The sequence below is a fragment of the Chryseobacterium daecheongense genome (assembly GCF_003729955.1).
Taxonomy (GTDB): Bacteria; Bacteroidota; Bacteroidia; order Flavobacteriales; family Weeksellaceae; genus Chryseobacterium; species Chryseobacterium daecheongense.
The window spans coordinates 348,717-374,689 of sequence record NZ_RJTX01000004.1 but is presented as its reverse complement, the minus strand read 5'-3'; the positions used below and the strand labels follow the sequence as shown (position 1 = coordinate 374,689).

Annotated in this window: 25 protein-coding genes; 12 read left to right on the top strand and 13 right to left on the bottom strand. The window is 35.7% G+C overall.

Annotated elements, in window-relative coordinates:
- Positions 1–48 precede the first annotated feature (48 nt).
- From rsfS to EGI05_RS15065, 6 genes are all read left to right on the top strand, one after another.
- Positions 49–417 (top strand): ribosome silencing factor, encoded by a 369-nt coding sequence (rsfS, locus tag EGI05_RS15090; RefSeq protein ID WP_123263862.1) that lies wholly within the window; start codon positions 49–51, stop codon positions 415–417.
- A 15-nt stretch (positions 418–432) separates the two neighbouring features.
- Positions 433–2,424 (top strand): ATP-dependent zinc metalloprotease FtsH, encoded by a 1,992-nt coding sequence (ftsH, locus tag EGI05_RS15085; protein WP_123263861.1) that lies wholly within the window; start codon positions 433–435, stop codon positions 2,422–2,424.
- Between the two features lie 135 nt (positions 2,425–2,559).
- Positions 2,560–3,141 carry an LUD domain-containing protein gene (locus EGI05_RS15080; protein ID WP_123263860.1) on the top strand — a complete coding sequence of 194 codons (582 nt, stop codon included), beginning with the start codon at positions 2,560–2,562 and terminating at the stop codon, positions 3,139–3,141.
- 24 nt (positions 3,142–3,165) lie between these two features.
- A complete protein-coding gene (locus tag EGI05_RS15075; protein WP_123263859.1) occupies positions 3,166–4,038 on the top strand; it encodes a phosphatidate cytidylyltransferase in 873 nt (290 codons plus the stop codon).
- 4 nt (positions 4,039–4,042) lie between these two features.
- The gene (locus EGI05_RS15070) at positions 4,043–4,696 is read left to right on the top strand and encodes a phosphatidylserine decarboxylase family protein (RefSeq protein WP_123263858.1); all 654 of its coding nucleotides are present in this window, start codon (positions 4,043–4,045) and stop codon (positions 4,694–4,696) included.
- A 165-nt stretch (positions 4,697–4,861) separates the two neighbouring features.
- Entirely contained in the window at positions 4,862–6,193 is a 1,332-nt protein-coding gene (locus tag EGI05_RS15065; protein ID WP_134197463.1) for a peptide-N-glycosidase F-related protein, read from the top strand.
- 36 nt (positions 6,194–6,229) lie between these two features.
- On the opposite strand, the gene EGI05_RS15060 is transcribed toward EGI05_RS15065, so the two are convergent.
- The 4 genes from EGI05_RS15060 to EGI05_RS15045 all read right to left on the bottom strand — a co-directional run bounded on the left by EGI05_RS15060 (position 6,230) and on the right by EGI05_RS15045 (position 10,042).
- Positions 6,230–6,577, bottom strand: coding sequence for a DUF1801 domain-containing protein (locus tag EGI05_RS15060; protein WP_123263856.1), 348 nt, complete (start codon positions 6,575–6,577; stop codon positions 6,230–6,232).
- Positions 6,578–6,600: 23 nt separating this feature from the next.
- Positions 6,601–8,469, bottom strand: coding sequence for an ABC transporter ATP-binding protein (locus EGI05_RS15055; RefSeq protein WP_123263855.1), 1,869 nt, complete (start codon positions 8,467–8,469; stop codon positions 6,601–6,603).
- Between the two features lie 51 nt (positions 8,470–8,520).
- A complete protein-coding gene (locus tag EGI05_RS15050) occupies positions 8,521–9,444 on the bottom strand; it encodes a M28 family peptidase (protein ID WP_123263854.1) in 924 nt (307 codons plus the stop codon).
- Positions 9,445–9,652: 208 nt separating this feature from the next.
- The gene (locus tag EGI05_RS15045) at positions 9,653–10,042 is read right to left on the bottom strand and encodes a DUF4293 domain-containing protein (protein WP_123264380.1); all 390 of its coding nucleotides are present in this window, start codon (positions 10,040–10,042) and stop codon (positions 9,653–9,655) included.
- Positions 10,043–10,186: 144 nt separating this feature from the next.
- Here EGI05_RS15045 and rho point away from each other — a divergent pair, with 144 nt between their 5' ends.
- Positions 10,187–11,983, top strand: a complete 1,797-nt coding sequence (rho, locus tag EGI05_RS15040) for a transcription termination factor Rho (RefSeq protein ID WP_123263853.1) — start codon at positions 10,187–10,189, stop codon at positions 11,981–11,983.
- Positions 11,984–12,220: 237 nt separating this feature from the next.
- Positions 12,221–12,817: a superoxide dismutase gene (locus EGI05_RS15035; RefSeq protein ID WP_123263852.1), complete on the top strand. Its 597-nt coding sequence runs from the start codon at positions 12,221–12,223 to the stop codon at positions 12,815–12,817.
- 335 nt (positions 12,818–13,152) lie between these two features.
- On the opposite strand, the gene EGI05_RS15030 is transcribed toward EGI05_RS15035, so the two are convergent.
- Together EGI05_RS15030 and EGI05_RS15025 are read right to left on the bottom strand one after the other, a co-directional pair.
- On the bottom strand, positions 13,153–13,575 hold the full coding sequence (locus EGI05_RS15030) for a DUF6146 family protein (RefSeq protein ID WP_123263851.1): 423 nt from the start codon (positions 13,573–13,575) through the stop codon (positions 13,153–13,155).
- Positions 13,576–13,622: 47 nt separating this feature from the next.
- The gene (locus tag EGI05_RS15025) at positions 13,623–14,822 is read right to left on the bottom strand and encodes an endonuclease/exonuclease/phosphatase family protein (RefSeq protein WP_123263850.1); all 1,200 of its coding nucleotides are present in this window, start codon (positions 14,820–14,822) and stop codon (positions 13,623–13,625) included.
- Positions 14,823–15,064: 242 nt separating this feature from the next.
- Between EGI05_RS15025 and EGI05_RS15020 the strand changes: the two genes are divergently transcribed.
- On the top strand, positions 15,065–17,800 hold the full coding sequence (locus EGI05_RS15020) for a TonB-dependent receptor (RefSeq protein ID WP_123263849.1): 2,736 nt from the start codon (positions 15,065–15,067) through the stop codon (positions 17,798–17,800).
- 10 nt (positions 17,801–17,810) lie between these two features.
- On the top strand, positions 17,811–19,883 hold the full coding sequence (locus EGI05_RS15015; protein WP_123263848.1) for a DUF5689 domain-containing protein: 2,073 nt from the start codon (positions 17,811–17,813) through the stop codon (positions 19,881–19,883).
- Positions 19,884–19,950: 67 nt separating this feature from the next.
- On the opposite strand, the gene EGI05_RS15010 is transcribed toward EGI05_RS15015, so the two are convergent.
- The 6 genes from EGI05_RS15010 to EGI05_RS14985 form a co-directional block, all read right to left on the bottom strand.
- Positions 19,951–20,355: a DUF6896 domain-containing protein gene (locus EGI05_RS15010; RefSeq protein WP_123263847.1), complete on the bottom strand. Its 405-nt coding sequence runs from the start codon at positions 20,353–20,355 to the stop codon at positions 19,951–19,953.
- A gap of 66 nt (positions 20,356–20,421) precedes the next feature.
- On the bottom strand, positions 20,422–20,892 hold the full coding sequence (locus EGI05_RS15005; RefSeq protein ID WP_228428624.1) for a DUF6702 family protein: 471 nt from the start codon (positions 20,890–20,892) through the stop codon (positions 20,422–20,424).
- A gap of 59 nt (positions 20,893–20,951) precedes the next feature.
- Positions 20,952–21,701: an LOG family protein gene (locus EGI05_RS15000; RefSeq protein ID WP_123263845.1), complete on the bottom strand. Its 750-nt coding sequence runs from the start codon at positions 21,699–21,701 to the stop codon at positions 20,952–20,954.
- A 7-nt stretch (positions 21,702–21,708) separates the two neighbouring features.
- Positions 21,709–22,422 (bottom strand): nucleotidyltransferase family protein, encoded by a 714-nt coding sequence (locus tag EGI05_RS14995; RefSeq protein ID WP_123263844.1) that lies wholly within the window; start codon positions 22,420–22,422, stop codon positions 21,709–21,711.
- A 77-nt stretch (positions 22,423–22,499) separates the two neighbouring features.
- Complete coding sequence (locus tag EGI05_RS14990; RefSeq protein WP_123263843.1) at positions 22,500–22,910, bottom strand: RapZ C-terminal domain-containing protein; 411 nt, start codon at positions 22,908–22,910, stop codon at positions 22,500–22,502.
- A 50-nt stretch (positions 22,911–22,960) separates the two neighbouring features.
- Complete coding sequence (locus EGI05_RS14985; protein WP_123263842.1) at positions 22,961–23,983, bottom strand: aminoglycoside phosphotransferase family protein; 1,023 nt, start codon at positions 23,981–23,983, stop codon at positions 22,961–22,963.
- A 38-nt stretch (positions 23,984–24,021) separates the two neighbouring features.
- Here EGI05_RS14985 and xrtF point away from each other — a divergent pair, with 38 nt between their 5' ends.
- Both xrtF and EGI05_RS14975 read left to right on the top strand, forming a co-directional pair.
- Positions 24,022–24,552 (top strand): exosortase family protein XrtF, encoded by a 531-nt coding sequence (xrtF, locus tag EGI05_RS14980; protein ID WP_123263841.1) that lies wholly within the window; start codon positions 24,022–24,024, stop codon positions 24,550–24,552.
- Positions 24,539–24,973 carry an exosortase F system-associated membrane protein gene (locus EGI05_RS14975; RefSeq protein ID WP_123263840.1) on the top strand — a complete coding sequence of 145 codons (435 nt, stop codon included), beginning with the start codon at positions 24,539–24,541 and terminating at the stop codon, positions 24,971–24,973. The genes xrtF and EGI05_RS14975 overlap by 14 nt, the downstream gene beginning before the upstream one ends.
- Positions 24,974–24,978: 5 nt before the next feature.
- Here the strand turns inward: EGI05_RS14975 and EGI05_RS14970 are convergent, their stop codons facing one another.
- Positions 24,979–25,965, bottom strand: coding sequence for a cation diffusion facilitator family transporter (locus EGI05_RS14970; RefSeq protein ID WP_123263839.1), 987 nt, complete (start codon positions 25,963–25,965; stop codon positions 24,979–24,981).
- Between the last annotated feature and the right edge of the window lie 8 nt (positions 25,966–25,973).

The following is a 25,973-nucleotide window of genomic DNA, read 5'->3' as shown; positions in this document are numbered from 1 at the left end:
CTAAAGTAAAGAAAAAACAATAAATTTGCAGATTATAGTATATTTTTAATGAGTAAAACAGCAGAAAAGCAAGCATTATTAGATAAAATCGTTGACGCTATCCAGGATGTAAAAGGAGAAGATATTATGATCTTCGATCTTTCCAAAATAGAAAACTCTGTAGCAGAGACGTTTGTGATATGTAGCGGAAATTCCAACACGCAGGTTGCCGCCATTGCAGGAAGTGTAGAAAAAAAAGTAAGAAACGAGCTTAAGGAAAGACCATGGCATGTGGAGGGCACCGAAAATGCGATGTGGGTTTTGGTAGATTACGTTTCAGTAGTAGTTCATATATTTCAAAAACAGATACGAGAGTATTATGATATAGAAGAACTATGGGGTGATGCGGTAATCACCAAAATTGAAAATGAATTTTAATTTTAAAAAGGATCAATGAACAATAAAGGATTTAACTGGTTTTTTCCTATTGCGATCATAGCACTTTTGTTATTTTTTGGTTCCAATTTTTTAGGAGGCGATAATGCAAAATCTATAGATGAAGATGAATTCTTCCAAATCATGCAGTCGGGAAAAGTTCAGAATGTATTAATATATAAAGACACCGAAAAGGCTGATGTATTCCTTACACAAGCTGCTAAAGCGGAAATGGTAAAGAAAACACCTGAAACCAATCCGTTTTCAGCTTTTGAAATGGCTCCTAAAGCAGATTATACTGTAAAATATGGAGACCTTCAGCTTTTTCTTCAAAAATTTGATAAAATAAAAGCCGATAACGCTAATCTAAAAACCACTAAGGATTATGGAGCAGGAAAAAGTCCGTTCACGGATATTTTAGTTTCTGCATTGATCTGGATCGCCATCTTAGGATTATTCTATTTTCTTCTGTTCAGAAGAATGGGGGGTGGTGGAGGTCCTGGTGGACAAATTTTCTCTATCGGAAAATCTAAAGCGAAGCTTTTTGATGAAAAAGAAAGAATCCAGGTAACATTTAAGGATGTTGCGGGATTAGAAGGGGCAAAAGAAGAAGTTCAGGAAGTCGTGGATTTCCTTAAAAACTCTGAAAAGTATACCAAACTGGGAGGTAAAATTCCGAAAGGAGTTCTTTTGGTGGGTCCTCCGGGAACAGGTAAAACATTATTGGCGAAAGCCGTTGCAGGTGAAGCTAAGGTTCCTTTCTTCTCGCTTTCAGGTTCAGATTTCGTTGAAATGTTTGTTGGGGTAGGAGCTTCCAGAGTAAGAGATCTGTTTGCGCAGGCAAAAGCGAAATCTCCCGCGATTATTTTCATCGATGAGATTGATGCGATTGGACGTGCAAGAGGGAAAAACAACTTCTCTGGCGGAAATGATGAAAGAGAAAATACCCTGAACCAGCTTCTTACGGAAATGGATGGTTTCGGAACAGATACCAACGTTATTGTAATGGCAGCTACCAACAGAGCGGATATTCTTGATAAAGCTTTGATGAGAGCGGGGCGTTTTGACAGATCTATTTATGTGGATCTTCCGGAATTACATGAAAGAAGACAGATTTTTGATGTTCACTTAAAGAAAATCAAATTAGCGGATAATGTAGACAGAGAATTCCTTGCCAAGCAAACTCCTGGATTCAGTGGAGCGGATATTGCCAATGTTTGTAATGAGGCAGCACTTATCGCGGCTAGAAATAATCATGAGTCTGTAAATAAACAGGATTTCCTTGATGCGGTAGACAGGATCATCGGAGGTCTTGAAAAGAAAAATAAAGCCATTAAACCTTCTGAAAAGAAAAGAGTGGCTTATCATGAAGCAGGACATGCTACAATCTCATGGTTGGTAGAACACGCATCTCCACTATTAAAAGTAACAATTGTACCAAGAGGACGTTCTTTAGGGGCAGCATGGTACCTTCCTGAAGAAAGACAGCTTACTACTACTGAGCAAATGCTGGACGAAATGTGCGCCACATTGGGAGGTAGAGCAGCAGAGCAGGTAATATTCAATAATATTTCTACAGGAGCGCTTTCTGATCTGGAAAGTGTAACAAAAAGAGCTCAGGCAATGGTAACGATCTATGGATTAAGCCCGAATATCGGTAATATTTCTTACTATGACAGTTCAGGGCAATCTGAATATTCTTTCGGAAAACCATATTCTGAAGAGACAGCAACCAAAATTGATGCAGAAATCAAGAGATTGATTGAGGATCAATATGAAAGAGCTGTACAGATTCTTACCGAGAATAAAGATAAATTAGATGCACTGGCTAATAAGCTTTTAGAAAAAGAAGTTATCTTCCGTGAAGATTTAGAAGAAGTATTCGGAAAAAGAGCCTGGGATCCGGAATTAACGGAGAAACCGGTAACGAATACCATTCCTACAATAAAAGAGAAAGAAGAGGTGGAAGAAAGCGAAATTCAGGCTCCTGAAAGCCCGTCTCAGCTTTAAAAACGTCTCAAACTGATCAAAATATAAACCTGGTAATTCAAAATTACCAGGTTTTTTCATATTTAAGGACACTTTTTTAGAATCTATATAATTAATTTTTTACTTTTGTATAAAGTTGACTAAAAATAATTTAAGTTGAGTTTATTTAAGAAAATTGTAAGCAAACTTACCAACCAGCCTGAAGAAGAGGACAAACAGAGTTTGGAGAAGCTTGGGGATTCGTTGAAAAACGCGGATCTTGACTATAAGTTTGCCCAATTGTTTACGCATTCCGGAGGTTTTTTCAACTACTGTGCAGATGAGGCTGAAGCGCTTCAGACTTTAAATCAGATTGTCAAAATAGAAGGTATCCACAATATTTTTTGTTGGGACAAAGAACTTCAAAGCTTTTTGAATGTGGTGAAAACACCTTATACTTCAGAGCTTGCCCATTCTAATGATGCTGCGTTTATTACGTGCGAATATCTTATTGCGTATGATGGCAGAATTATGCTTTCTCATAACAATATTCTCCACTATCATTCGTCAAGACTTCCTGATAAAATTATTATTATGGCCAATGTTTCCCAGATCGTTAACAATCTAAATGATGCGATGGGGAAAATCAAAAGGAATGGAAATATTAAGAACCTTACTTCCATCAGCGGAAGCCAATCAAAACTAGACAGTTCTTCCAATTCCAATACAAAACTGTTTTTATTGCTGCTTGAAGATTAAGCATCAACTTATAAAATTTTAATTTTGGATAAAAACCTCATACAAAGAACCATTTCCGGAATTGTATATATTGCAATTATCATCCTTTGTACTTCTCCGCTTGGAGCCCGGCTCATTAACTCTATTTCACCTGAAGTTATTCAGCAGCAGTATCTGTATTACTTATTGATTACTGTTTTGATGATTGTTGGTTCATGGGAATGCGTGAAAATCATGAAATTTGGAAAAGGGTATGAAAAATGGGTTGTCTTTCCTGTTATTGTGGTCATATTTTATATGTTCTCCAAAAGGTATTTCTACCATGATTTTTACTTTGACTTCAGATTAAATGAAATATTAGCCCTAGCTTTGATTGCCATTGCGGTAGTTACATTATTCAAATATCCGAACGAGCTCTATTATGACAGTGGAAAACTGATTTTCACAGTTATTTATGTGGCATTACCCTTTAGTTTTGCATTGGGATTACCAAAATATTCTACTTATAATCAGACATTTTCACTGGAAGTACTATTTCTGTTTATCCTCATCTGGAGTAGTGATACTTTTGCTTATTTGGCAGGGAAGTTTTTCGGGAAGCATAAAATGGCTCCTAAAATATCCCCTAAAAAAACCTGGGAAGGATATGCAGGAGGGGTTATCCTGACATTAGTTCTGTCTTACTTTGTAGAGAAATATCAGCCGGATCTTCGTGGAAACTGGATGATCGTAGGATTTTTAGTGGCCACTTTTGCGCCTTTAGGAGATTTGGTGGAAAGCCAGCTGAAAAGAACCTTTGGCGTGAAAGACAGCGGAAACATCATTCCGGGGCATGGAGGGATTTTAGACAGACTGGATAGTTTCATAATCTGTGCTCCTGTCGTATATTTGTACTTTATTTTAGAAAAATTTATTTAAACTCATGAAACTACATAAAGAATCAAAAGGAACCATTATTGTAGCCACCCTGCTTTTTATTATTATTGGCGCATTAGCTGTTTATTTTCTTAAAATCTGGTCGCTGCTGGTTATTATGCCTTTATTGGTCATCTATAGCCTTGTGTTTTGGTTTTTCAGAGTTCCTAACCGTGAAATTCTGGACCATCGTGAAAATGTGATTGCTCCTGTTGACGGAAAGGTAGTAATGATCAAAGAAGTGGAAGAAAATGAATTTTTAAAAGGGAAAGCAATTCAGGTTTCCATTTTCATGTCACCTCTGAATGTACATATTTGCCGTTACCCTGTTTCAGGAAAAGTAATCTATAAAAAATATCATCCGGGAAAATATCTGGTAGCTTGGCATGAAAAGTCTTCTACAGAAAATGAGAGAACAACGGTTGCCGTTGAAAGCTTGACGAATCATAAGGTAGTTTTCAGACAAATTGCAGGATATGTAGCGAGAAGAATTGTTTTCTATTGTAATGAAGGCGATGAGGCAAAAGCAGGACATGAATTCGGATTTATCAAGTTCGGTTCCAGAATGGATGTGTTTTTACCACTGGATACGGAAATCATTTGTAAGATCGGAGATATTACCAAAGGCGGACTAGATGTTATCGCCAGATTAAAAGAGTAAATAAATAATAAATAAATATCAGAAGAGAAGGTCAGAAATGAACTTCTCTTTTTGTTTTAAATACAATATTTGGGTTTGTTTGATGATTATTCTTCATCTGGTTTTGATTTATAGCATTTAATTTGTAATCTTGTGGCGTCTAAAAAAGTAAAAAGAAAAAGATTTATGAAAAAAACACTATTTTTTTTAATGGTGATCACATCACTATTGAATCTGCAAGCCCAAACTACGATCAATGTTTTTTCACAGGCCGTTTTTTATGATGGCTATGCAGGTCTGGTTTCACAGCCTGTACCCGCAAATACAATAAGGCTGGCTAATTACAGATATGCTAAAAAGCTTACTGATGCTGAACTCAATTCTTTTCAAAACAAGGTAAAGCTCAATGTTACTATTGGTGCTTTGTGTGATAACTATGACAGAATAGGGGGAGTACATATTGCTCTCGTTCCGAAAGGCCTGGCTTCTTATACACTTAATGATACTCAGGTAAAACGGTTTGAGATCGGAAGATTTATTACTCCGTTCATGAATAAAAATGTTTCTCCGACGGAAGTTCCATATACCTATGATGTAGATAATTTGTATTCTGTTTTCAGTAACCTTGCTTTGAGAAATATATATGATATTTGGGTGGAGCTGGATGTATTTGGGGTACCTTATGCTGCAAACACTCAGGTTGCAGGATGTTCTGGGAGAAATGACGTCTTTGCCGGAACTTTAAATTTTGTAACTTATAATGATCCGGGAATTACAGCCACTTATAGCAACATTGTACCTTTGCTGGATTCAAATAACCTGAATAACTATAATAATACTGATGTTTCAGGACAAACGGTTAGATTAGTTAATTTCAATCTTGCAAACGAAGTAACCAACGCTAATTTTTTCATTGTAGCAACACCGCATGGCGCTAATTCTGGAGGTGAGGAATATATAAGAAGACAAAATATTGTTTCTTTGGATAATTCCCAGGTACTTACCTTCACTCCGGGAGGAAAGTCTTGTGAACCTTACAGGATGTATAACACCCAAGGAAACGGTATTTATGGATCGAGTGCACAAACTGAAGCTTGGTGGACATCATGGAATAACTGGTGTCCCGGAGATGCGGTTCCGATCAGAAGCTTCTCTGTGCCTACACTGGCTTTAGGAAATCATACGTTAAAATATGAAGTGCCAACAGCTGTTTTCAACGGGCAGCAAGGGCAGGTTGTTCTTTCCATTTATATGCAGAGCTTGAATAGTTTGAGCTTATCCGTTAAGGACGTTTCTACAATAGACGTTTCTATTTTCCCGAATCCTACTCCTGATTATGTGAACGTCAGATCAGACAAAAAAGTAAAAGAAATAACAGTTTTCTCTGCTGAAGGAAGAAAGCTGAGTAATACGAACGAATCAAGAATTGATCTTACTTCTTATCCAGCAGGAATATATTTCCTCGATATTGTTATGGAAGGCGGAAGTCATTTCAAGCATAAAATTATCAAAAAGTAGTTTTAATAAAAAAGAGCAACATATTGTTGCTCTTTTTTATTGAATATGTGTTTTTACTTCATTAATGATGTTGAAAATAAGTTCTAAAGGCAAATCCTCTTCCATGTCAATTAAGAGGATTTTAAACTTCTTTCTGCCTTCCTGCAAAAGCTCAGGATACATCAATCGATCTCCGTGATAAAAGCTGATATAATGTGTACGATATTTTTTGCTGTAATATAAATAGCAAAGCATTTTCTTTTTATACTTGAAGAAAGGGAGTCCGAAACTCAATGTTTCCGTAATATATTCCGGGTCAGATTCCAGAATCTTTTTTCGTAAAAACAAAAGAGTACTTCTTGCAGGTTCTTCAATTCTGTAGAAATACTCTTGTATGGGATTCATTTAATGGAAGTTAAATGATCTGTTTAATCAAAGTTCTGGAGCTCAACAAGCTTGTAATACATCCCTTTTTTGGCAATAAGCTCATGATGAGTGCCTTGCTCCACAATATCTCCTTTTTCCATTACCACGATCCAGTCTGCTTTCTGAATGGTTGAAAGTCTGTGGGCAATTACCAGGGATGTTCTGTTCTCCATCATTTTTTCCAGCGCATCCTGAACAAATCTTTCAGATTCAGTATCCAAAGCGGATGTGGCCTCATCCAAAATCATGATCGGAGGATTCTTTAATACCGCTCTTGCAATGGAAACTCTTTGTTTTTGCCCTCCGGAAAGCTTATTTCCATCATCTCCGATATTGGTATCATAACCTTCAGGAAGTTGGGAAATGAATGAGTCTGCATTCGCAATTTTAGCGGCAGCAATGATCTCATCTTTCGTAGCATCCGGTTTACCCATCAAAATGTTATTGTACACAGAATCGTTGAATAAAACTGATTCCTGAGTTACCATTCCCAAAAGCTGTCGGTATTCCTTTAATTTCAAATGTTTGATATTAACACCGTCGATTAAAATATCTCCTTCAGAAACATCATAAAATCTGGCTAAAAGGTTGGCAATAGTTGTTTTCCCACTACCACTTTGTCCTACTAAAGCCACTGTTTTACCTTTTGGAATGGTAAGAGAGAAATTTTTAAGAATTACATTGTCTTTATCGTAATAAAAACCAATGTTATTGAATTCAATGTTATTGTTAAGTGTAGAAATAGAAACGGGTTCTGCAATTTCTTCTACCTTCAGATCATAATCAAGAACCTCAGAAACTCTGTCTAAACTTGCCATTCCTCCCTGAATAGAAGAAATAGAGTTGGAAAGCTTTTTTGCAGGATCTAATATTTGGAAAAATAACCCGATGAAAGCTAAAAATGTTACGGGATCGTCATTGGTTCCGTTAATAATATTCAAACCTGCAAACCAGGTAATTAATAGAATAGTTACAGATCCTAAAAACTCGCTCATCGGAGAGGCTAATTCCCTTCTTCTGCTCATTCCGATAGCATATTTCTGCCATTGGGTAGTGGTTGTATTGAATCTGTTTTTTAATATTCTGTCTGCGTTAAATATTTTAATAACCTTAGATGATTTTAGGGTTTCGTCAACCAATGAAAACATATTTCCCAGCTCTTGTTGAGCAGATGTAGCCTGTTTTTTCAAACTTTTTCCTACCCATGAGATAATCAATCCCATGATCGGGAAAATGATCAATGAAAACAACGTTAAATTCGCATCAAGCATAAATAAGGTAACCAATGTACCGATGATCATGAAAGGGGCATTCACGAGATCTACGAGAACTCCCATGATTCCTCCTTCTACCGCACCAATGTCATTGGAAATTCTGGACATCATATCGCCTTTTCTCTGCTCGGTAAAGAATGATACCGGTAACTGCAAAAATTTATCATACATTGCCGTTCTTAAATCTCTGGTAATTCCTACTCTATAATTAACGAGTAAAAAAGCACCCAGATATCTGAACAGGTTTCTCAATAAAAATGCAAACGCCGTAATAATACACAATGTCGCTAAAACATGAACACTTCCATGCTCATTAATGTTCATTTGAATTTTATAATAGGCCAATTCTTTTACATAATCGAAATATTTACCCAAATCACCTACATAGCCAAAAAAACTTTCGGAATTTCCTTTATAAACCGGAGGGGTTGAAATATCAACGGCCTTATCAAGTCTAAATAAAATCCTAAGAATAGGAAGCATGGTGATCACTGAGAAAATACTTAACAGCGAGTATAGTATGTTGAATAATATACTTCCTAAAAGATATTTTTGGTGGGGTTTTGCAAAATAGAGTATTCTTTGTAATGGTTTCATTTAATGAGAATAGAAAAACAAAATTACGGAAAATTAAAGGATTAGACGTTTCTAATCGAATTTTACTTTATTATTATACTTAGGAGCAAAATTTTGAGGTGTCAATTTTTCCAGTGTTTTTCCAAAATTATTGATGATTTGGGTAAGATTATCAAAATCAACTACACTTACATCATCGCTTTCATGATGATAGTGAGAAGCTTTATCCATATTCACAGTAGAGAAAGAATGAGCAATGATTTTTTTCTTGACAAAGCTTACATTATCTGATCTGTAGAATAACTGTTGTGCTGCATACGGATCAGGATGTATCATCAAGCCATTTGAAGCATTCTTGTTAAACAATTCATCCAGATCAGAATACTCATCACCCGTCATAAATAGTGCATTTTTTCCAAACTGTGATTCTGTAGCCACCATCTCAAAATTGAAAAGGGAATATAAATTATTATAAATTTTATCTAAATTTTTATCCTTAGAAATAGCTCTTGATCCCAACATTCCTTTTTCTTCACCATTAAACGCAATGAAAACCATCGAAAAATCCGGCTTTTTGTCTTTAAAATAATCTGCTATTCCTACCAAAGTGGTTATTCCGCTTGCATCATCATCAGCGCCGTTATAAATATTATCACCACTTTTTTTACTGGTTCCGATGTGATCGAAATGTCCGGAGAATCCTAAAAATTTATCGGTTTTTCCTTTTTTTATCCCACAAACATTGTAAGCGGTTTTTCCTTTATAATCAAAAGGGATCAGGTAAGAATTTCCGGTGCAGTATTCAAGATTGTTTTCTTCAAAAAGTCTTGCAATGTATTTCGCTGCATTTTCATTTTCAGGAGTTCCGATTTCACGGCCTTTCATATCATCAGAAGCAAGAGTGGAAATTACCGTTTTGATTCTGTCTGGAGAAACATCCTGTGCAAAAGTGAATGCAGAAAAAAAGGTTACAGTAAAGAAAGCTAATTTTTTCATTGATAATAGAATTTATTATATCTGTCGTAAATGTTATGAAAATGTTGCATAAAATTAGATAAATTAAAATAAACTCTTTTATTGCGGAATCTTCCAGATAGGAATATAATTCGACCGTCTGGGTAAATTGATATAATCTGTAGGAGTGAAGATATAAAAAAACAGCTCCCGAAAAGGAACTGTTCTCACTCAAAAAATCGTTGTAAGGTTATCGAAGTCTGTCTACAGATTTTACGAGCCTCTCATCTCTGCGGATATATACATTTGCAATAAGCAAACAAATCACCGCGATCAATGGGAAAACTGGCTCAATACCCTTCTCAGGAAACTGAATTCCTCCGGATAAGTTTAGTAACCAGTACACCAATACACCAATCAACAAAGCGTTTATAATCATGCTGATGTTATTCAGCAGAATTTGTCTTTTTCTGTTTTTAAAGCTGAATACGCTAAGCAATCCAACCAAAACAAGTGCTACACAGGCAATATCTATCACAGGAATGGTGCCAAAAACAGCCACATCCTGTCCTGTAACAAAAAGAAAAACAGCAGCTAAAACTGCCAGGAAAACCCATATTGTCTGTATTCTTTGTAGCATTGAATAGTAAATTCCTGGCAAAAATAACATAAATTTTGCACAATTCAAAAATAAGTGTAGATTTGCATTATACAATGTACTTGAAAACAAAAGTCACCGGACTTACTTTTCTTATTCACAATTAATTACATTTTTACATAAAATATGTTTAACCTAGAAACGTTAAGGTCAAAATCCGTAACGGAACTGACTAAAATCTTGAAAGATTTGGGCGTTAAAGTTGCAAGAAACAGCAATGAGAATGATAAAATCTTTGCAATTCTTGATTTTCAGGCTTCAAACCCCAAAGTCTCAAAAGATTATTTCAATGCTACAGAAACCCATGTGGCAACTGTAGAAACGCCGGCGGAAAAACCAACGAAAGCACCCGTTAAAAAGGCTGCTCCGAAAAAAACAGCAGCTAAACCAAAACCTGAAGCGAATGCTCCGGAAGAAATGAAAGCCAATACAGAAGAAAAAGTGATAGAAAAAGAGGATACTTCTGAACGGGCAAAGCCGGAAGAAGCAAAAGCTGAAACAACAACACAGGAAAACCCAAATACGGGATCAGCTAAGAAAAAAAGAAAAAGGGTTTCTGCTAATACAAATAGTACTGAAACTTCTCAGGAAAAAACAACAGAAGCTCCTAAAAACACAGAATCTATTGAATCTGCTCCAGCAGAAGAAAAGCCTGCTCATTCTCAATCTCAGGCCAGACCGCAAAAAGGACAAAATCATCCGCATAACACAGGGAATTCCAATAAAAATCCTAACCAAAACCAAAATCAAAACCAGAACAGACAACCTGAAAGACAGGAAGAAACTGAGCACAAAAAAGAGTTCAATTTCGATGGAATGGTAAGTATTGAAGGCGTTTTGGAAATATTACCGGATAATTACGGATTCTTACGTTCATCGGATTTCAGTTATATTTCATCTCCGGATGATGTGTACGTTTCCACGGCGCAGATCAGAAACTTTGGACTGAAAACAGGAGATACTGTAAAAGGGATCGTGAGATTACCTAAAGAAGGTGAAAAATATTTTTCATTATTAAAACCGACAGAGGTTAATGGGCGTGATTTGGCATTTATCAAAGACCGCGTTGCATTTGAATATTTAACGCCGCTTTTTCCTGAAGAGAAATTTAATCTTGCAGGAAAAGGATCCACGGTTTCTACCAGAGTGGTAGATCTTTTTGCTCCTATCGGAAAAGGGCAGAGAGCGATGATCGTTGCTCAGCCTAAAACCGGTAAGACCATGTTGCTGAAAGATATTGCCAATTCTATTGCAGCCAATCACCCGGAAGTGTATATGATGGTTCTTCTTATTGACGAACGTCCTGAAGAAGTTACCGATATGGAAAGAAGCGTAAATGCAGAAGTCATTGCTTCTACATTTGATGAGGCGGCAGAGAAACATGTGAAAGTAGCCAACCTGGTTTTAGCAAAAGCACAAAGAATGGTGGAATGTGGTCACGATGTGGTCATTTTATTAGATTCCATTACAAGATTGGCAAGAGCTTATAATACAGTAACCCCTGCTTCTGGTAAAGTTCTTTCCGGAGGGGTGGATGCCAATGCTCTTCACAAGCCGAAAAGATTCTTTGGTGCAGCGAGAAAGATTGAAGGGGGAGGTTCATTAACCATTATTGCAACAGCTCTTATTGATACAGGTTCTAAAATGGACGAAGTAATCTTTGAAGAATTCAAAGGAACTGGTAATATGGAACTTCAATTAGACAGAAAAATCGCTAACAGAAGAATTTATCCTGCGATTGACCTGGTTGCATCAAGTACCCGTAGAGATGATTTGCTTCTTGATGAGGTAACTTCCCAAAGAATGTGGATCTTAAGAAAGTATCTTTCCGAAATGAACCCTGTGGAAGCAATGGAATTTGTAGATAAAAACATCAAAGGAACTTTAAATAATGAAGAATTCCTGATGTCTATGAACAAATAAATAATTTAACTTTGTTAATGAAAAGCATGGGATGAATATTCCGTGCTTTTTTATATCCAATACAAAGAGTAGACGATATAACTTCCGGCTTCTTTCCTTTATCTTCCTTTCTTTTTAAATTTAATTCATTCTTAATCAAAAAATCAATGTTAAAGATTTATTAAAGTAATCTTCAGTTTTTGATAATAGCTTAAATAATGGCTAAATTTGAATATTAACATTAAAACAATCAACATTATGTCATTTGAATTACCAAAACTAGGATATGCTTATGATGCATTAGAGCCGACTATTGATGCAAGAACTATGGAAATCCACTATACAAAGCACCATCAGGCTTATATAGATAATTTAAACAAGGCAATTGAAGGCACAGACCTAGCTGGGAAAACTATAGAAGAAATCTGCAAGACAGGAACAGATAAGCCTGCTGTAAGAAATAATGGAGGAGGACATTTCAACCACTCTTTATTCTGGGAAATTTTAACTCCGGGAGGTAGCAAAGAACCGGTAGGAAATGTAAAAGCTGCAATTGAAAATTATGGTGGGTGGGAAAAATTCAAAACAGATTTTTCTGAAGCTGCCAAAACTAGATTCGGATCAGGATGGGCTTGGTTGATTAAAAATAGTGATGGATCTGTATCTATTTCTTCTACTCCAAACCAGGACAACCCTTTAATGCCTGTAGCAGATGTAAAAGGAACTCCGGTTTTAGGATTAGATGTTTGGGAACACGCTTATTATTTGAATTACCAAAACAGAAGACCAGATTATGTAGCTGCATTCTTTGAAGTAGTAAACTGGGATAAAGTGGAGGAATTATTTAACAAATAATTAAAAACTATATAAAAAAAATAAAAGGTTCGGAATATTTTCTGAGCCTTTTTCGTTGAGTTTTATATATTTGTGAAATAAAAACTAATTGCAATGAAAGTATATATTCAAATGTTAAGAATAGTAGCATTAGTATCCCTAATTCTTTTTGTATTTTTCAAATTCTCAAATCTTAATCAGAATTTTGAGCTTGTTTTCTCAATTACAGCAATAAGCTGTTTTGCTCTATTGTTGATAGTTTCAGTTTCTAAATTGATCATGAAATATCTTAAATCTTAAAGGAAAAGTTGAATTTAAAATAATAAAGGTTCAGAAAACTTCTGAACCTTTATCTTTTATCTTACGAAAGCATCACTTCCGGAAAGCCCGTTCAGGCGAAGCTTATACTTCCAGTTCACAAAAACAAAAACCTGGTATAGTTTGTACTCAAACTTCAGCCCGTAGTTTTCTCTAGGATCATACTCGATGGAAGACTCAACGATATTTCTATACCTTCCTGAAAAGTAATAAGAATTCCATTCGCTTACCAATATTGCGTTTTTACTTTTTAAATAAGGCTCGGAGTATTGATTCATCGGTTTTGCAATGGCATTCAGGAAATAATCAAACTGGGAATCCAATACGGTGATATCCCATTCTCCGTCTTCATTTTTTGACGGCTTGATTTCGGATTTTTCTTGTTCGTTCTTAGGCGTAGTCTGAGACTGACAACCAAAAGAAATAAAGACAAGAGCTACTATTAAAATCAAATTTTTCATAGCCAATACATTTATACAAAAAAGCACTCCAATAAGAGTGCCTTTCTTTATTTTTTTACATATTCTTTCTGAATTACAGAAACCGCAGGAAAGTGGTCACTGTATCCTCCTGTGAATCTGTCACCATCCCAAGAACGGAAAGGATATCCTTTCCATTGTCCTTCTTTGTTCACTAGATAAGAAGGAGCATAAATTTCGGCCTTATATATAGTATAAGTTGGAGTAAGCTTTTCCGGGGAATATAAATTCTTCGATACAATGATCTGGTCGAACAAATTCGGAGCATCTCTGTACGCTAAAGAAGCAACTCCCGCTTTGTATAATTTATACATCAGATTATAATAAGGATATTGATCTGATAATTCACTTGGGTCTCCAACAGCGCTTAAATGTTTTTTCAAACTCGGGCTTACCGGATCATCATTGTAATCTCCCATTGCGAAAGTTTTAATTCCTGGATTTTCAGCAATTACTTTATCCATTTCATTTTTTAAAACAGTAGCCGCAGCATTTCTTTTTGCCTGTGAAATGGCTTCACCACCTCTTCTGGATGGCCAGTGATTCATAAAAATGGCTACTTTTTCTCCATCCAGTAATCCGATTGCGACTACAATATCTCTGGTATATTCTCTTTTCCCGTCTTCATCAAAGATCTTAACTTCCTTTTTGTAAGAATTTAAAACTGAAAATCTGCTTTTTTGATAAATGATGGCGACATCAATACCTCTAGCATCATAAGAATTGAAATGAACAATTCCGTAGTTGCTTTTTGCTAAAGCGGGCTGTTTGATCAGATCTTGGATAACCTGTCTGTTTTCCACTTCGATAAGTCCACAGATCGCCGGGTTGTCATTGGTATATTGTCTTCCCAATTCTGAAATTACCTTAGCTTCATTCGCTAATTTCTGATTGTAATATTTAGTTCCCCATCTTTTAGGGCTGTTTGCAGTAAAATCGTCTGCAAGGATCTGATGACGGATAACTTTTTTACCGATTAAAAGTTCATCGCTCCATTCGCCTTTATAGTCTTCAGTGGTCTGAAGGTATTTTAAAGAATCCACAGGGACGCTTCTATGGAATTTAGGGCTGGAAACGGGAAGAGTTCCGTCTATGTAATCAGCAGAAGGAATAGTATCCCAAAGATTTTCCACATTAAGAAAAGCTACAGCGGCTCTTCTTACCTGCTTTTGTTGGGAAAAACTCAATCCGAAACAAAATATTGCAGCAATTATTAGATATTTTTTCATATTCTTAGTATATTCAAAATAAAAATGAGGGGGTAAAATTACTAATTTTATATAATAATTGAGATTAAAATTATTTAACAAATATTTTTTCACTATTCATGATAAACAGGGGATATTTTTAAAAGATGTACCACACGTTAAGAAAAATTAATAGAATAAGTTGCTAAAAATGTTTGTGTTAATGAAAATAGTTCTAAATTTGTTGCCCCTTAATTAAAGAAGGAGTTAAAAATAAGTTTATTATGATTAAAAAACTATCCCTAATCTCTTTATTTACATTATTGCCTGCATCTTATTATTTTGCGCAAACTACAGTGTATGCGTACGTTAAGGATCAGGATGGTAAGCCTTTGGAGAGAGCAGAAGTAGATCTTGCGCAATCCAGCAATGATGTGACCGCGGATAAAATTGGGTACTTCCAATTTGTGGATTTACAACCTGGCCATTATCTGATTACAGTTACAAAACCAAGCTTTGAATCTAAGATTCTGGAGTTTGATGTAACGGCCGGAGAAAAAAGAAAAGACCTTGGTGTCATTACACTGAATTACAATGTGGGAAATGATGCTGGAGTAGTGGTTATTGATGATTCTGCAAATGATACCGAAGACGGAGGTTCTGCTATGCAGCCTACTGTAGGACTATTGAGTTCCGGAAGAGATGCCTTTCAAAATGTTTCGGCTTTTGAATTAGGTGCTTATTGGTTCAGACCAAGAGGTGTAGATAACAGATTTGAGGATGTGGTTTTCAATGGTGTTCCGATGTCTAAAAATGATGACGGAAGAATTGATTTCAGCAACTGGGGTGGTTTGAATGATGTAACAAGATATCCTTATGAAAATGTAGACAATATTACTCCTTCAGAATATACATTCGGTAATTTAGGTGGAGTTGTTTATTATAATACCAGGGCTTCTTCATACAGAAAGCAAACATCATTAGCATATTCATTTACCAACAGAAGCTACCTGCACAGAGCAATGGCAACTTATTCTTCTGGTTTAACTAAAGATGGTTGGGCAGTTACGCTTTCTGCAAGTAGAAGATGGGGAGACCGAGCAATTCTTGACGGAGTTTATCAGGATGCTTACGCTTATTTTGCATCTATTGAGAAAAAATTCAGCGACAGACACTCGATTAACTTTACAGGTTTCGGATCTCCAACTTACAGAGCGTCCAATTCTCCAAATACCCAGGAAGTATATGATATTATGGGGAAAAACTATAACTCTTACTGGGGATGGCAAGATGGAGAGAAAAGAAATTCAAGGATAAGAAATGTATTTGAGCCAATCTTTATGTTGACAGACTACCTTAAAATAGGTAAGAACTCTAACTGGACGAACACGGTTTCTTATCAGTTCGGAAGTGATGCAAGAAGCAGGTTAGACTGGTTCCATGCAGCAGATCCAAACCCTACTTATTACAGAAAACTACCTAGCTACGGAATCTATACGGCTGATGAATTTAGAGAAAATGCACAGATCGACTGGACTTCTCTATATCAGGCAAACTATCTGAACCTTACAGATATGAATGGTACTCCGAGAGGAGCTGTTTACACCGTAGTAGAGGATGTAAATAAAGATAAAACATTCAATTTTGCTTCTCACTTTGATACAAGATTGAAAGACAACTGGAAATTGAATATCAACTTCAATTATCAGAATTTAAAATCAGATAACTTCAGAAGAATTAAAGATTTATTAGGTGCTAATTTCGCATATAACTTGAATGCTTTTGATAGTGATGTAAGATATAATATTGATGATCCAAATGTAGAGGTAAGAAAAGGAGACAGAACTCAATATTCTTATGAGTTGACAAGGAATAATTATGCATTGAACATTTCATCCGAAATAGATTTCACAAAATGGAATGTAATGGCATCGATTTTCTCTTCTTATTCAGAAGCTCAGAGAGAAGGAGACTTCAGAAGCTTCAGGTTCCAGAATAATTCCAAAGGAAAGAGTGCTATTTATGATGCATTGGATGCAGGGATCAAGGCTAGAATTACTTACAAGATCAATGGTAAGAACTTCATCGTCTATAACGGAACATTCTTTAGCTTAGCACCGACTCTTAATGAAATCTATATCAATCCTAGAGTCGTGGATTTCGTAACTCCGGGAGTGAAAAACCAAATGATCAATTCAAACGAATTGAGCTATATTTTAAGAGGACAGATCTTGAAACTTAGATTATCAGGATATTACACTACTATCAACAACTCTACTGAAATTGCAAGATATTATGCAGATGTAAACAGTGATACTGGTACTTCATTAAGTACATTGGTAAACGAAGCAATGACAGGTGTAGATAAGAGATATATTGGAGCCGAATTAGGATTTGATTTGAAAATTACTCCTACCTTGAACGCAATCGGGGTAGCAAGTGTTGGAGAATACAAATATACCAACAATCCTAATGTCGCTACTTTTGATGACCTTAATGAGTTCAGAGGTTCTGATGTTTGGGGACAAGCTAATATTAAAAACTATAAAGTAGCAGGAACTCCGCAGAAAGCATTCTCTTTCGGTCTTAAATACAATTCCCCTAAATACTGGTGGGTAGGAGCTTCAGCTAACTATTTAATGGATCAGTATCTGGATTTCTCAGCATTGAATAAAACTCCTTATATGTATACCAATCCGGCAACGGGTGATCCATATCCGGAGGCAACTCCTGAATTGATCCAACAGCTTACTGCTCAGAAGAAATTCGATAATCAGTTTATGTTGAATGCTAATGCAGGAAAATCTTTCTTAATAGGAAAATACAGAATGGGAATCAGTGTTTCCGTAAACAATATCCTTAATAACAGAGACTATGTTACAGGTGGATTCGAACAAGGTAGAAATGTGAACTTCCCGGATGCACTTGAAGATTCTCAGAGAGCTATACCATACTTTGGACCAAAATTATGGTATGACAGAGGAACTACGTTCTTTACCAATGTTTATTTAAGATTCTAAACTACTATTTATGAAAAAATATAATTCAATCTTCAAATATATTTTCATCATTTTTGCCTCTCTGATGATCACGGGATGTGTGCACGATGATAAATATGATGAGCCGGGCGTTGGTGATTTTCAATGTGCGGACCTTACGGCAACAATGACTCTTGCTCAGGTAAAAGCTAAGTTTGCTAATAATACAACTTATGTTTTCCCTGATGATTCTCAGGATATCATCGAAGGGTATGTTTCTTCAACAGACGAAACAGGTAACATCTATAAAACTATCTATATCCAAGATAAACCGGAAAACCCTACACAAGGTTTCACCATCAGTGTAGATATGGTAAGTACATATACTCAATACCCTCAAGGATCAAAAGTATACATCAAACTGGCTGGTTTAGCGGTAGGTACTTATGGAAGTGTAGTGCAGTTAGGAGTTAAAGATCCTACTTCCACTGCTACCAATGCAGTAGCAAGAATCCCCGAAAAGCTTGTTCCTGCGCGCGTTTTCAGATCTTGCTCTATCAGAGAAAAGATTGTACCTAAAGTAATGACTTTGGCTCAGATGGTTACTGCAAACGATCAGTATTTAGGATGTCTTATTCAGGTTAACAATGCTGAATTCGACAGCAGAATATTATGTACCAATTATGCGCCTAGTGGAGTAACAGTAGACAGACAGATCAGAGATGCAAGTACAACTACTGCAAGAGTGGTAAGAAACAGTGGTTTTGCTTCATTTGCGAACCAGATTATGCCTGCCGGAAACGGTAAGTTCGTAGGAATTTACAGCAAATTCAACTCTACTTACCAAATGTACATCAACAAGGTAACAGACCTTGAAATGAATAATTTCCCACGTTTGGACGGTATTGCTGCTAATCCTTGCCAGTACAGTGATGCAGGATTAACTCCAAAAACTGTTGCTGAGGTGAAGCAATTATCTACAAGCAACCCTCTTAACCAAATTACAGGAGATTTTGTATTAAAAGCTAAGGTAACGGCTAATGATAAAACAGGAAACCTTTTCAAATATCTATATGTTGAAGACGCAACAGGAGGAATCAGAGTAAATATTGATAAAGCGGATCTGTATAACGATGCGAGATTCGTTGTTGGAAAAGAAGTATATATCAAACTTAAAAACCTTTATGTGGGAGCTGTAAACGGAGAGATCCAGATAGGTTCGCCTTTCAATGGAGCTGTTGGTAGAATTGCAGAGGTAGATGTATATAAATATTTCTTTGATTCTAACAAGCCGGCAACAGCAGTAGTGCCTACAGAAAAAATGATTACCCAATTTACTGCAGGGGATGTAGGAAAATGGGTTAAAATTAAAGACCTGCAGTTTATTGAAGCAGATCTGGAGAAAACGTATGCCGGAACAGCTGTAACCAACAGAACACTTCAGGACTGTGCCGGAAATACGATTGTTTTAAGAACAAGCAACTTCGCAACCTTTGCTGGAAATACAATAGAGTCAGGGAAAGGAGATGTATATGCTATTTTAAGTGTATTCAACGGAACATATCAATTATGGATCACAGATATTTTAGGGGCAGATTTAGATGAACCTAGATGTGACGGAACTGTTTATACTCCGCTGCCTGTAATTTATAGCGATAATTTTGCTGCCGGAGGGTTCAGTTCAGACTGGACAACTGCCAATGTTGTAGGTGCTCAGGTTTGGGGAACTTCCAACCAAGGGAATGGAACAAATTATTATGCTGTAATGAATGGTTTCTCTTCAGGTAATAAAGCCAATGAAGACTGGTTGATTTCAAAAGCAGTAAGCTTAGTTGGTAAAACAAAAGCCGCTGTAAGCTTTACAACAGATGTTAGATATGCCGGAAATGCTTTGCAGGTATATGCTACTGAAAACTATACAGGAGATCCTGCAACTACAGCATGGACTTTACTTCCTGCAACGCTTGATACCAATACCGGAGCCTTCGGAGATTGGGTAAGCTCAGGAAATGTGAACTTAAGTGCTTTCTTAGGTAAAAACGTAAGAATAGCATTTAAATATACTTCTACAACTTCAGCTGCGGCAACGTGGGAAGTTGATGACTTCAAAATTAAAGCGCAATAATTGACTTTTAATAATAAAAAATGCAGGCTGAAAATCAGCCTGCATTTTTTATTGCAAAATATTTGAATTAATCTTTATAATGATATACCTGCCAAACCACTCCGCCATCTATTTTCCAGAATAATTGTTTAGATTCAACAAGCTTATACAATTCTAATTCTAAATATTGGTCTGTTAATAATAACTCATTTTTGTACCTAGGGTGAGTAATAATGAACTGTTTAAAACTCCACAAGGTAAAAGTGATATCATGAATGTAATAATCATAGTGACACTCGATTCCATCCGCTTCCAAACTACATCCGCTTCCATGAAACCAATAAGTGTAATTTTCTATTTCACCTTTTTTCCCATAAGGAGAGTCCATTCCTGGCATAACGCGCTGATCATCGCTAAGTTTGTATTGTTTACGGATGAGGGTTTCAAAGTCTTTAACAAAAGAAATGTAATCAGTAAGTATATTTTTTACCATACTATAAAATTAAAAATAAAAAAACCACCGCATGAGCAGTGGTTTGATAATTCAAATTAAAATTCATTAAAAAGAAACTTCGTTGACTTCTTTTCCCCGTTGGAAATTCATTGTTTTCTGACTTCCTTTATAAGCAATGTTAACCAGGTTAATCTGCTTAGGAAAAGCACTTAAAAGTATCGTATTTTTGATCTTCAGCGTATTGATATCGGAAACACCTCCCGTTTCAAAATACACCCATACAGTTTCTCCGCTCACCTGACTTCCGGTGAAAGTTATAGTTTTAGGAGAACCATTGACGTACACATCAAAATTATTATTTACATATTTTTTTACTTCAGCTTCAAATCCTGCTGTGTTAGGATTTATTTTAATAGCGTCCGAAATATGACTTGTATTCATTTTTGTGGTAAACTTCAACGTCTTGCTTCCTTCGATATAATCCACTTTTGTCATTGAGGAGAAAAAGTCTACATTCATGAAACTCATTAACACAAAAAATGTTAAAATTCCTGATATATATAAAAGTTTTTTCATCTTAATTAATAGATTTACAATCATGCTTGTTGTTTATAAAGTCACAAATAATATGCCAATTAAAAGTTTACGTTCACAGAATATTTATCATAGAATGCCTTAATATGAGCTACAGCTTCATCAGCCGTGTCTACCACACGATAAAGATCAAGATCCTTTTCAGAGATCATCCCTTCTTTTAATAAAGTTGCCTTGAACCAATCCAATAGGCCACCCCAAAATTCAGATCCTACCAAAACAATAGGAAATCTTCCTATTTTATTAGTCTGAATTAAGGTCAAAGCTTCCGTAAATTCATCTAAAGTTCCAAATCCGCCGGGCATTACAATAAACCCTTGAGAATATTTTACAAACATTACTTTCCGTACAAAAAAGTAATCGAAGTTCATGGAATATAACTTATTGATGTATGGATTAAAGTGCTGTTCAAAAGGGAGATCAATATTCAACCCGATTGATTTTCCTGTCGCATTAAAAGCCCCTTTGTTTCCCGCTTCCATAATCCCGGGACCACCTCCCGTAATAATTCCGAAGCCAATTTTGGTGATTTTTTCAGCAATATCTACCGCCATCTGATAATATTTGTTATCAGGCTGCAGACGGGCAGAACCAAAAATAGAAACACAAGGTCCTATTTTGGCCAATTTTTCATATCCATCTACAAACTCAGCCATCACCTTGAAAACCATCCAGCTGTCTTTGGTGATGGTTTCATCCCATGTTTTTTGTCTGAAGCTGTTGTGTAGTTTTGTTTCGTTACTATCTAATTCAGGATTGATTAAACTTTCATCCCTTCCATCAATTTCCATTATACAACTATTTAAAATATTTTTCGGCTTCTATTACGGACTCCGGCCTTCCCACATCTATCAGGATACTCTCATGCAGAAAACCATGGATATGTTCCGTATGCATAAGATCCAGATATTCTTCCATAACAGAAAATTTGCCTGTTCTTTTTATTTTTTCAAATATAACAGGGTTAATGCAATGTACTCCGCTGAAAGCTAATGCTTTAAATCCTTTATTGAATTCTGCAAGTCTTTGTTCTCCGGTTTGTACATTCAGCCACCCTCTTAAAACCATATTGTCATTGAAGAGTAATTTTCTTGAACTTTCTCTATCAGAAACAGCTAAAGTAGCAAAGTCTTTCATCTTTTTGTGATAGGCAACCAGGCTGTTGATATCAATGTTAGTAAGGATATCAGCATTCATGATTAAGAAATCTTCTCCATGATCAAGAAATTTTCTAGCAAAAATCAAACCACCTCCGGTTTCCAACAGCTCATCCGTTTCATCAGAGATTTCTATATTGCAGTTGAAGTTGTTGTTTTTCTTAAGAAAATCAACAATCTGATCTCCGAAATGATGAATATTAATGACAAAATCCCTGATTCCGAAACCTTTAAGGTAAGTAATATTTCTTTCCAATAAAGGAATCCCATTCACCTTGACCAATGCTTTTGGATGATGATCGGTAAATGGCTTAAGGCGGGTGCCTTTTCCTGCTGCAAAAATTAAAGCTTTCATTTATATATAATTGATAAGTGATGAATGATAATTGATTTTAGTTGGGTGAAGATAAATCATTTATATCTTATCAATCATCATTTATAATTAAGTTGATGCTGTTCATCATGATGAAGGCTGATCTCGGTACTTTCAGGGTATTTTTCCTGGATAAATTCAGCAATTTTTATCGCACAGTACACTGATCTGTGTTGCCCGCCCGTACATCCGAAATTGATCTGAAGATTTTCAAAGCCCCTTTCAATGTAATTATCAATATTAATAGAAATGATGCTTTTGATCAGTTCTAAAAACTTAGGCATTTCAGTTTTTGTTTCCAGAAACTCCTGAACACCAATATCATTTCCAGTCTGGCTTTTATACTCTTCTATTCTTCCCGGATTAAGAATTCCTCTGCAGTCAAAGGTGAAACCACCTCCGTTCCCGGATTCATCTTTTGGGATGCCTCCTTTTTTATATGAAAAACTGTGTATGTCTACGTGTAACATTTCCTATTTAATTATAATTGATTATTTATCGTTTATTTTATTTTTTGTTCTCAAGCCTGAATATTTAAAATTTTGTCAATTTTTAATTGGGTCTGTTCCAGAGCCAGCTGCTGTATCACTTTTTCAAGTTCGGGATAATCTTTCATATTTTCCCAGGATTTAGCAAACTGCGTGATATTATCTATTCCTTTTTCAATACTTGAAATAAAGTGCTGTTTTCTTTGAATCAGCCCCCTGAAACCATAAGCTCCCAAAACCTGGAGAAATCTCATCATTTGGATTGGCTTTATCGAGTTTCTTAATTGATGTTGTACCTCTTCACTGTCAAACAATTGGATATAGAATTCTATCATTTCGTTTTTAAAATCTTCCGGGAAATTAGCTTTTGCCTGAAAAAGAAATGATACTACATCATACATTAGAGGACCATGCATAGCAGACTGATAATCAATGAATGAAACTTCGTCCTGATCATTTATCATAATGTTTCTGGCCTGAAAATCACGGATCATTAAACCTTTCGGTTCCAGACTTTCGATGAGGTAAACTATTTTTTTGAATTCTTTGAGAAGGGTAGATTTATGGTATTCCAATTCCAGAACATCTGCAATGAAGTTTTTAAAGTAATACAGATCATGCGTTACTGGCAGATCATCATAACTTTGGTATTCGAAAGTTTTGGTATAATCGATCTTTCCGTTTGTCCCGGTTTGCAGATGATACAGTTTTTGCAATGTTTGCTTTACCAAATCTTTTACCCGTTGAGACAAACCTTCATTTGTAATAATGTCTGAGAGGGTGTTTTTTCCTAAAAATTCCTGTATATAAGTTTTCCGGTCATCAGAAATTGCAAAAATAATAGGAGTATTAATGCCTAATTGTGTGAAGATCTCGGAAAAATAGAAAAAACTTTCATTTTCCTGGATATTTTCATTGTAGGTAACGATATAATCTTTTTCAGCTTTTGCTAAAAAATTAATCCTCGCGGAACCGCTTTGAGCTAATGTAATAAACTCAGAAGATTTTTTACCTGTATAATTTTCAAAAAATCGTTTGGCGTTCTCGGAATCCATAGTAGGAAACAAATATAGTAAATTTATATATTTGTAGTATGTTAAAGGATTTTAAGCCTGTTTTGGGAATTTTGCTGAGATTCATCATCATTTATATGGTGCTGCTTTTTGGTTATCAGTTTTATCTGAATAGCTTTAGGGCAAGTGGTCTTGATCCTTTTTCCAGATTAATTGCAGAACAGGTGAGACATGTTCAGAATGTTCTTGGCTATACAACCCAACTCTATAACGATGTTCCTAAAGAACAAATATGGTTCTACGTAAAGAAGGTTTATGCCACAAGAATGGTGGAAGGCTGTAATGCAGTTTCGGTCATGATCCTGTTTCTGGCTTTCATTTTTGCCTTTTATAAAGGCAAACAAACATTTGTCTTTGCATTGGTAAGCCTTGTTTTGTTATATATCATGAATGTATTGAGAATTACAGGATTGAATATTGTAATGACGGATTACAAGGAATATGGGAAAGTTTCTCATGATTTTATTTTCCCTGCCATTATTTATGGAAGTGTGGTGCTGCTTTGGCTGATCTGGATTAAATTTTTTGCTTTAAGAAATGAAAATTCTTAATTGGTTTTTTGTTGCAATAGGAATTGCCGGACTTATAAGCGTGAGAATGTTTGAAGATAAGATATTCTATGATCCTTTTCTTGGCTATTTCCATGAAGCTGATAAAAGTATTTCTTTTCCTGCATTTGAATGGGGAAAATTGATTGCTAGTCATTTTTTCCGGTTTGTTCTCAACTTATTTTTTTCTTGCGTAATTATTCATTTTCTGTTTAAGAATAAGGAGTGGACTATTCAAGGAGCGATACTGATAACCATTGTTTTTGTTATTACGTTCCCAATCTACTTGTATTGTATAAACGATCGTTTTGAAGTCGGTTATCTTTTTTCTTTCTATATGAGAAGATTTGTAATACAGCCTTTGATCATACTGCTTATTGTTCCTATGTTCTATTACAGAAAACAGATCATGCAAAAAAGCTAAGATATTTAGGCTGTATGTTTATCCTCTCTGGTTATATTTTCCGGAGTCCATTCTACTCTTTTCACAAATTCTCTTTCGCGTACAGGGCATTCTTTAATCTGACAAACAGGGCATGAAATGGTTTTGCAGTCATCCATATGAAAATTGAATTCCACACTTCGTTTGGTGTGCTTTGCCAAAAGTTTGATCACATTTTCCATTTCTTTATGAGCATCCCGAAGACTGTAATACCAAGGAAGCGTAATATGGGCATCTATATGAAGTGAAGAGCCGAACTGCTGGATCTTCATGTTATGAATGTCAATCCATTCTGTTTTCCTGTTAGCCTCAAGAATTTCTACAATGTTTTTAAGGATGTTAGGATCCTGTTCATCCATAATACCGCTTAAAGATTTCCGAACAATTTTATACCCTATAAAAATAATATAAAGACCAAACATTAATGCTACAGCGGAATCCAGCCAATGAATTTTAGTGAAATAAACAATGATGAGACTTAAAACAACACCTAAAGTTGTGATGGTATCAGACTGTAGATGTTTCCCTGAGCTTTGGAGCACCAGTGAATTTTCTCTTTTTCCTTTCTGATACGAAATATACCCTAATAGATAATTAACAATTGCTGTAGCGGCAATAATATAAATTCCATAATCAAGCTTTTTTAAACTATTTCCGTGTAATAAAGAGTCTACTGCTTCTACAATGATCATTATCCCGGCAAAAATAATCATAGCCCCTTCAATCCCGGAAGTTATAAATTCAACTTTTCCATGTCCATAAGGGTGATCTTCATCTTTAGGTTTTGCGGCAAGATGCAATGAATAAAGTCCCATAAAGGCACTGATAATATTTACGATACTTTCCATAGCATCAGAAAATACGGCATCAGAATTTGTTAAATGCCAAGCTATTAATTTTCCAATGAAAAGGACAATTCCACATATTGTAATTATCTTTTGAAATGCAAACTTGTTTTTAGAAGTTAAATCCATAGGTTTGA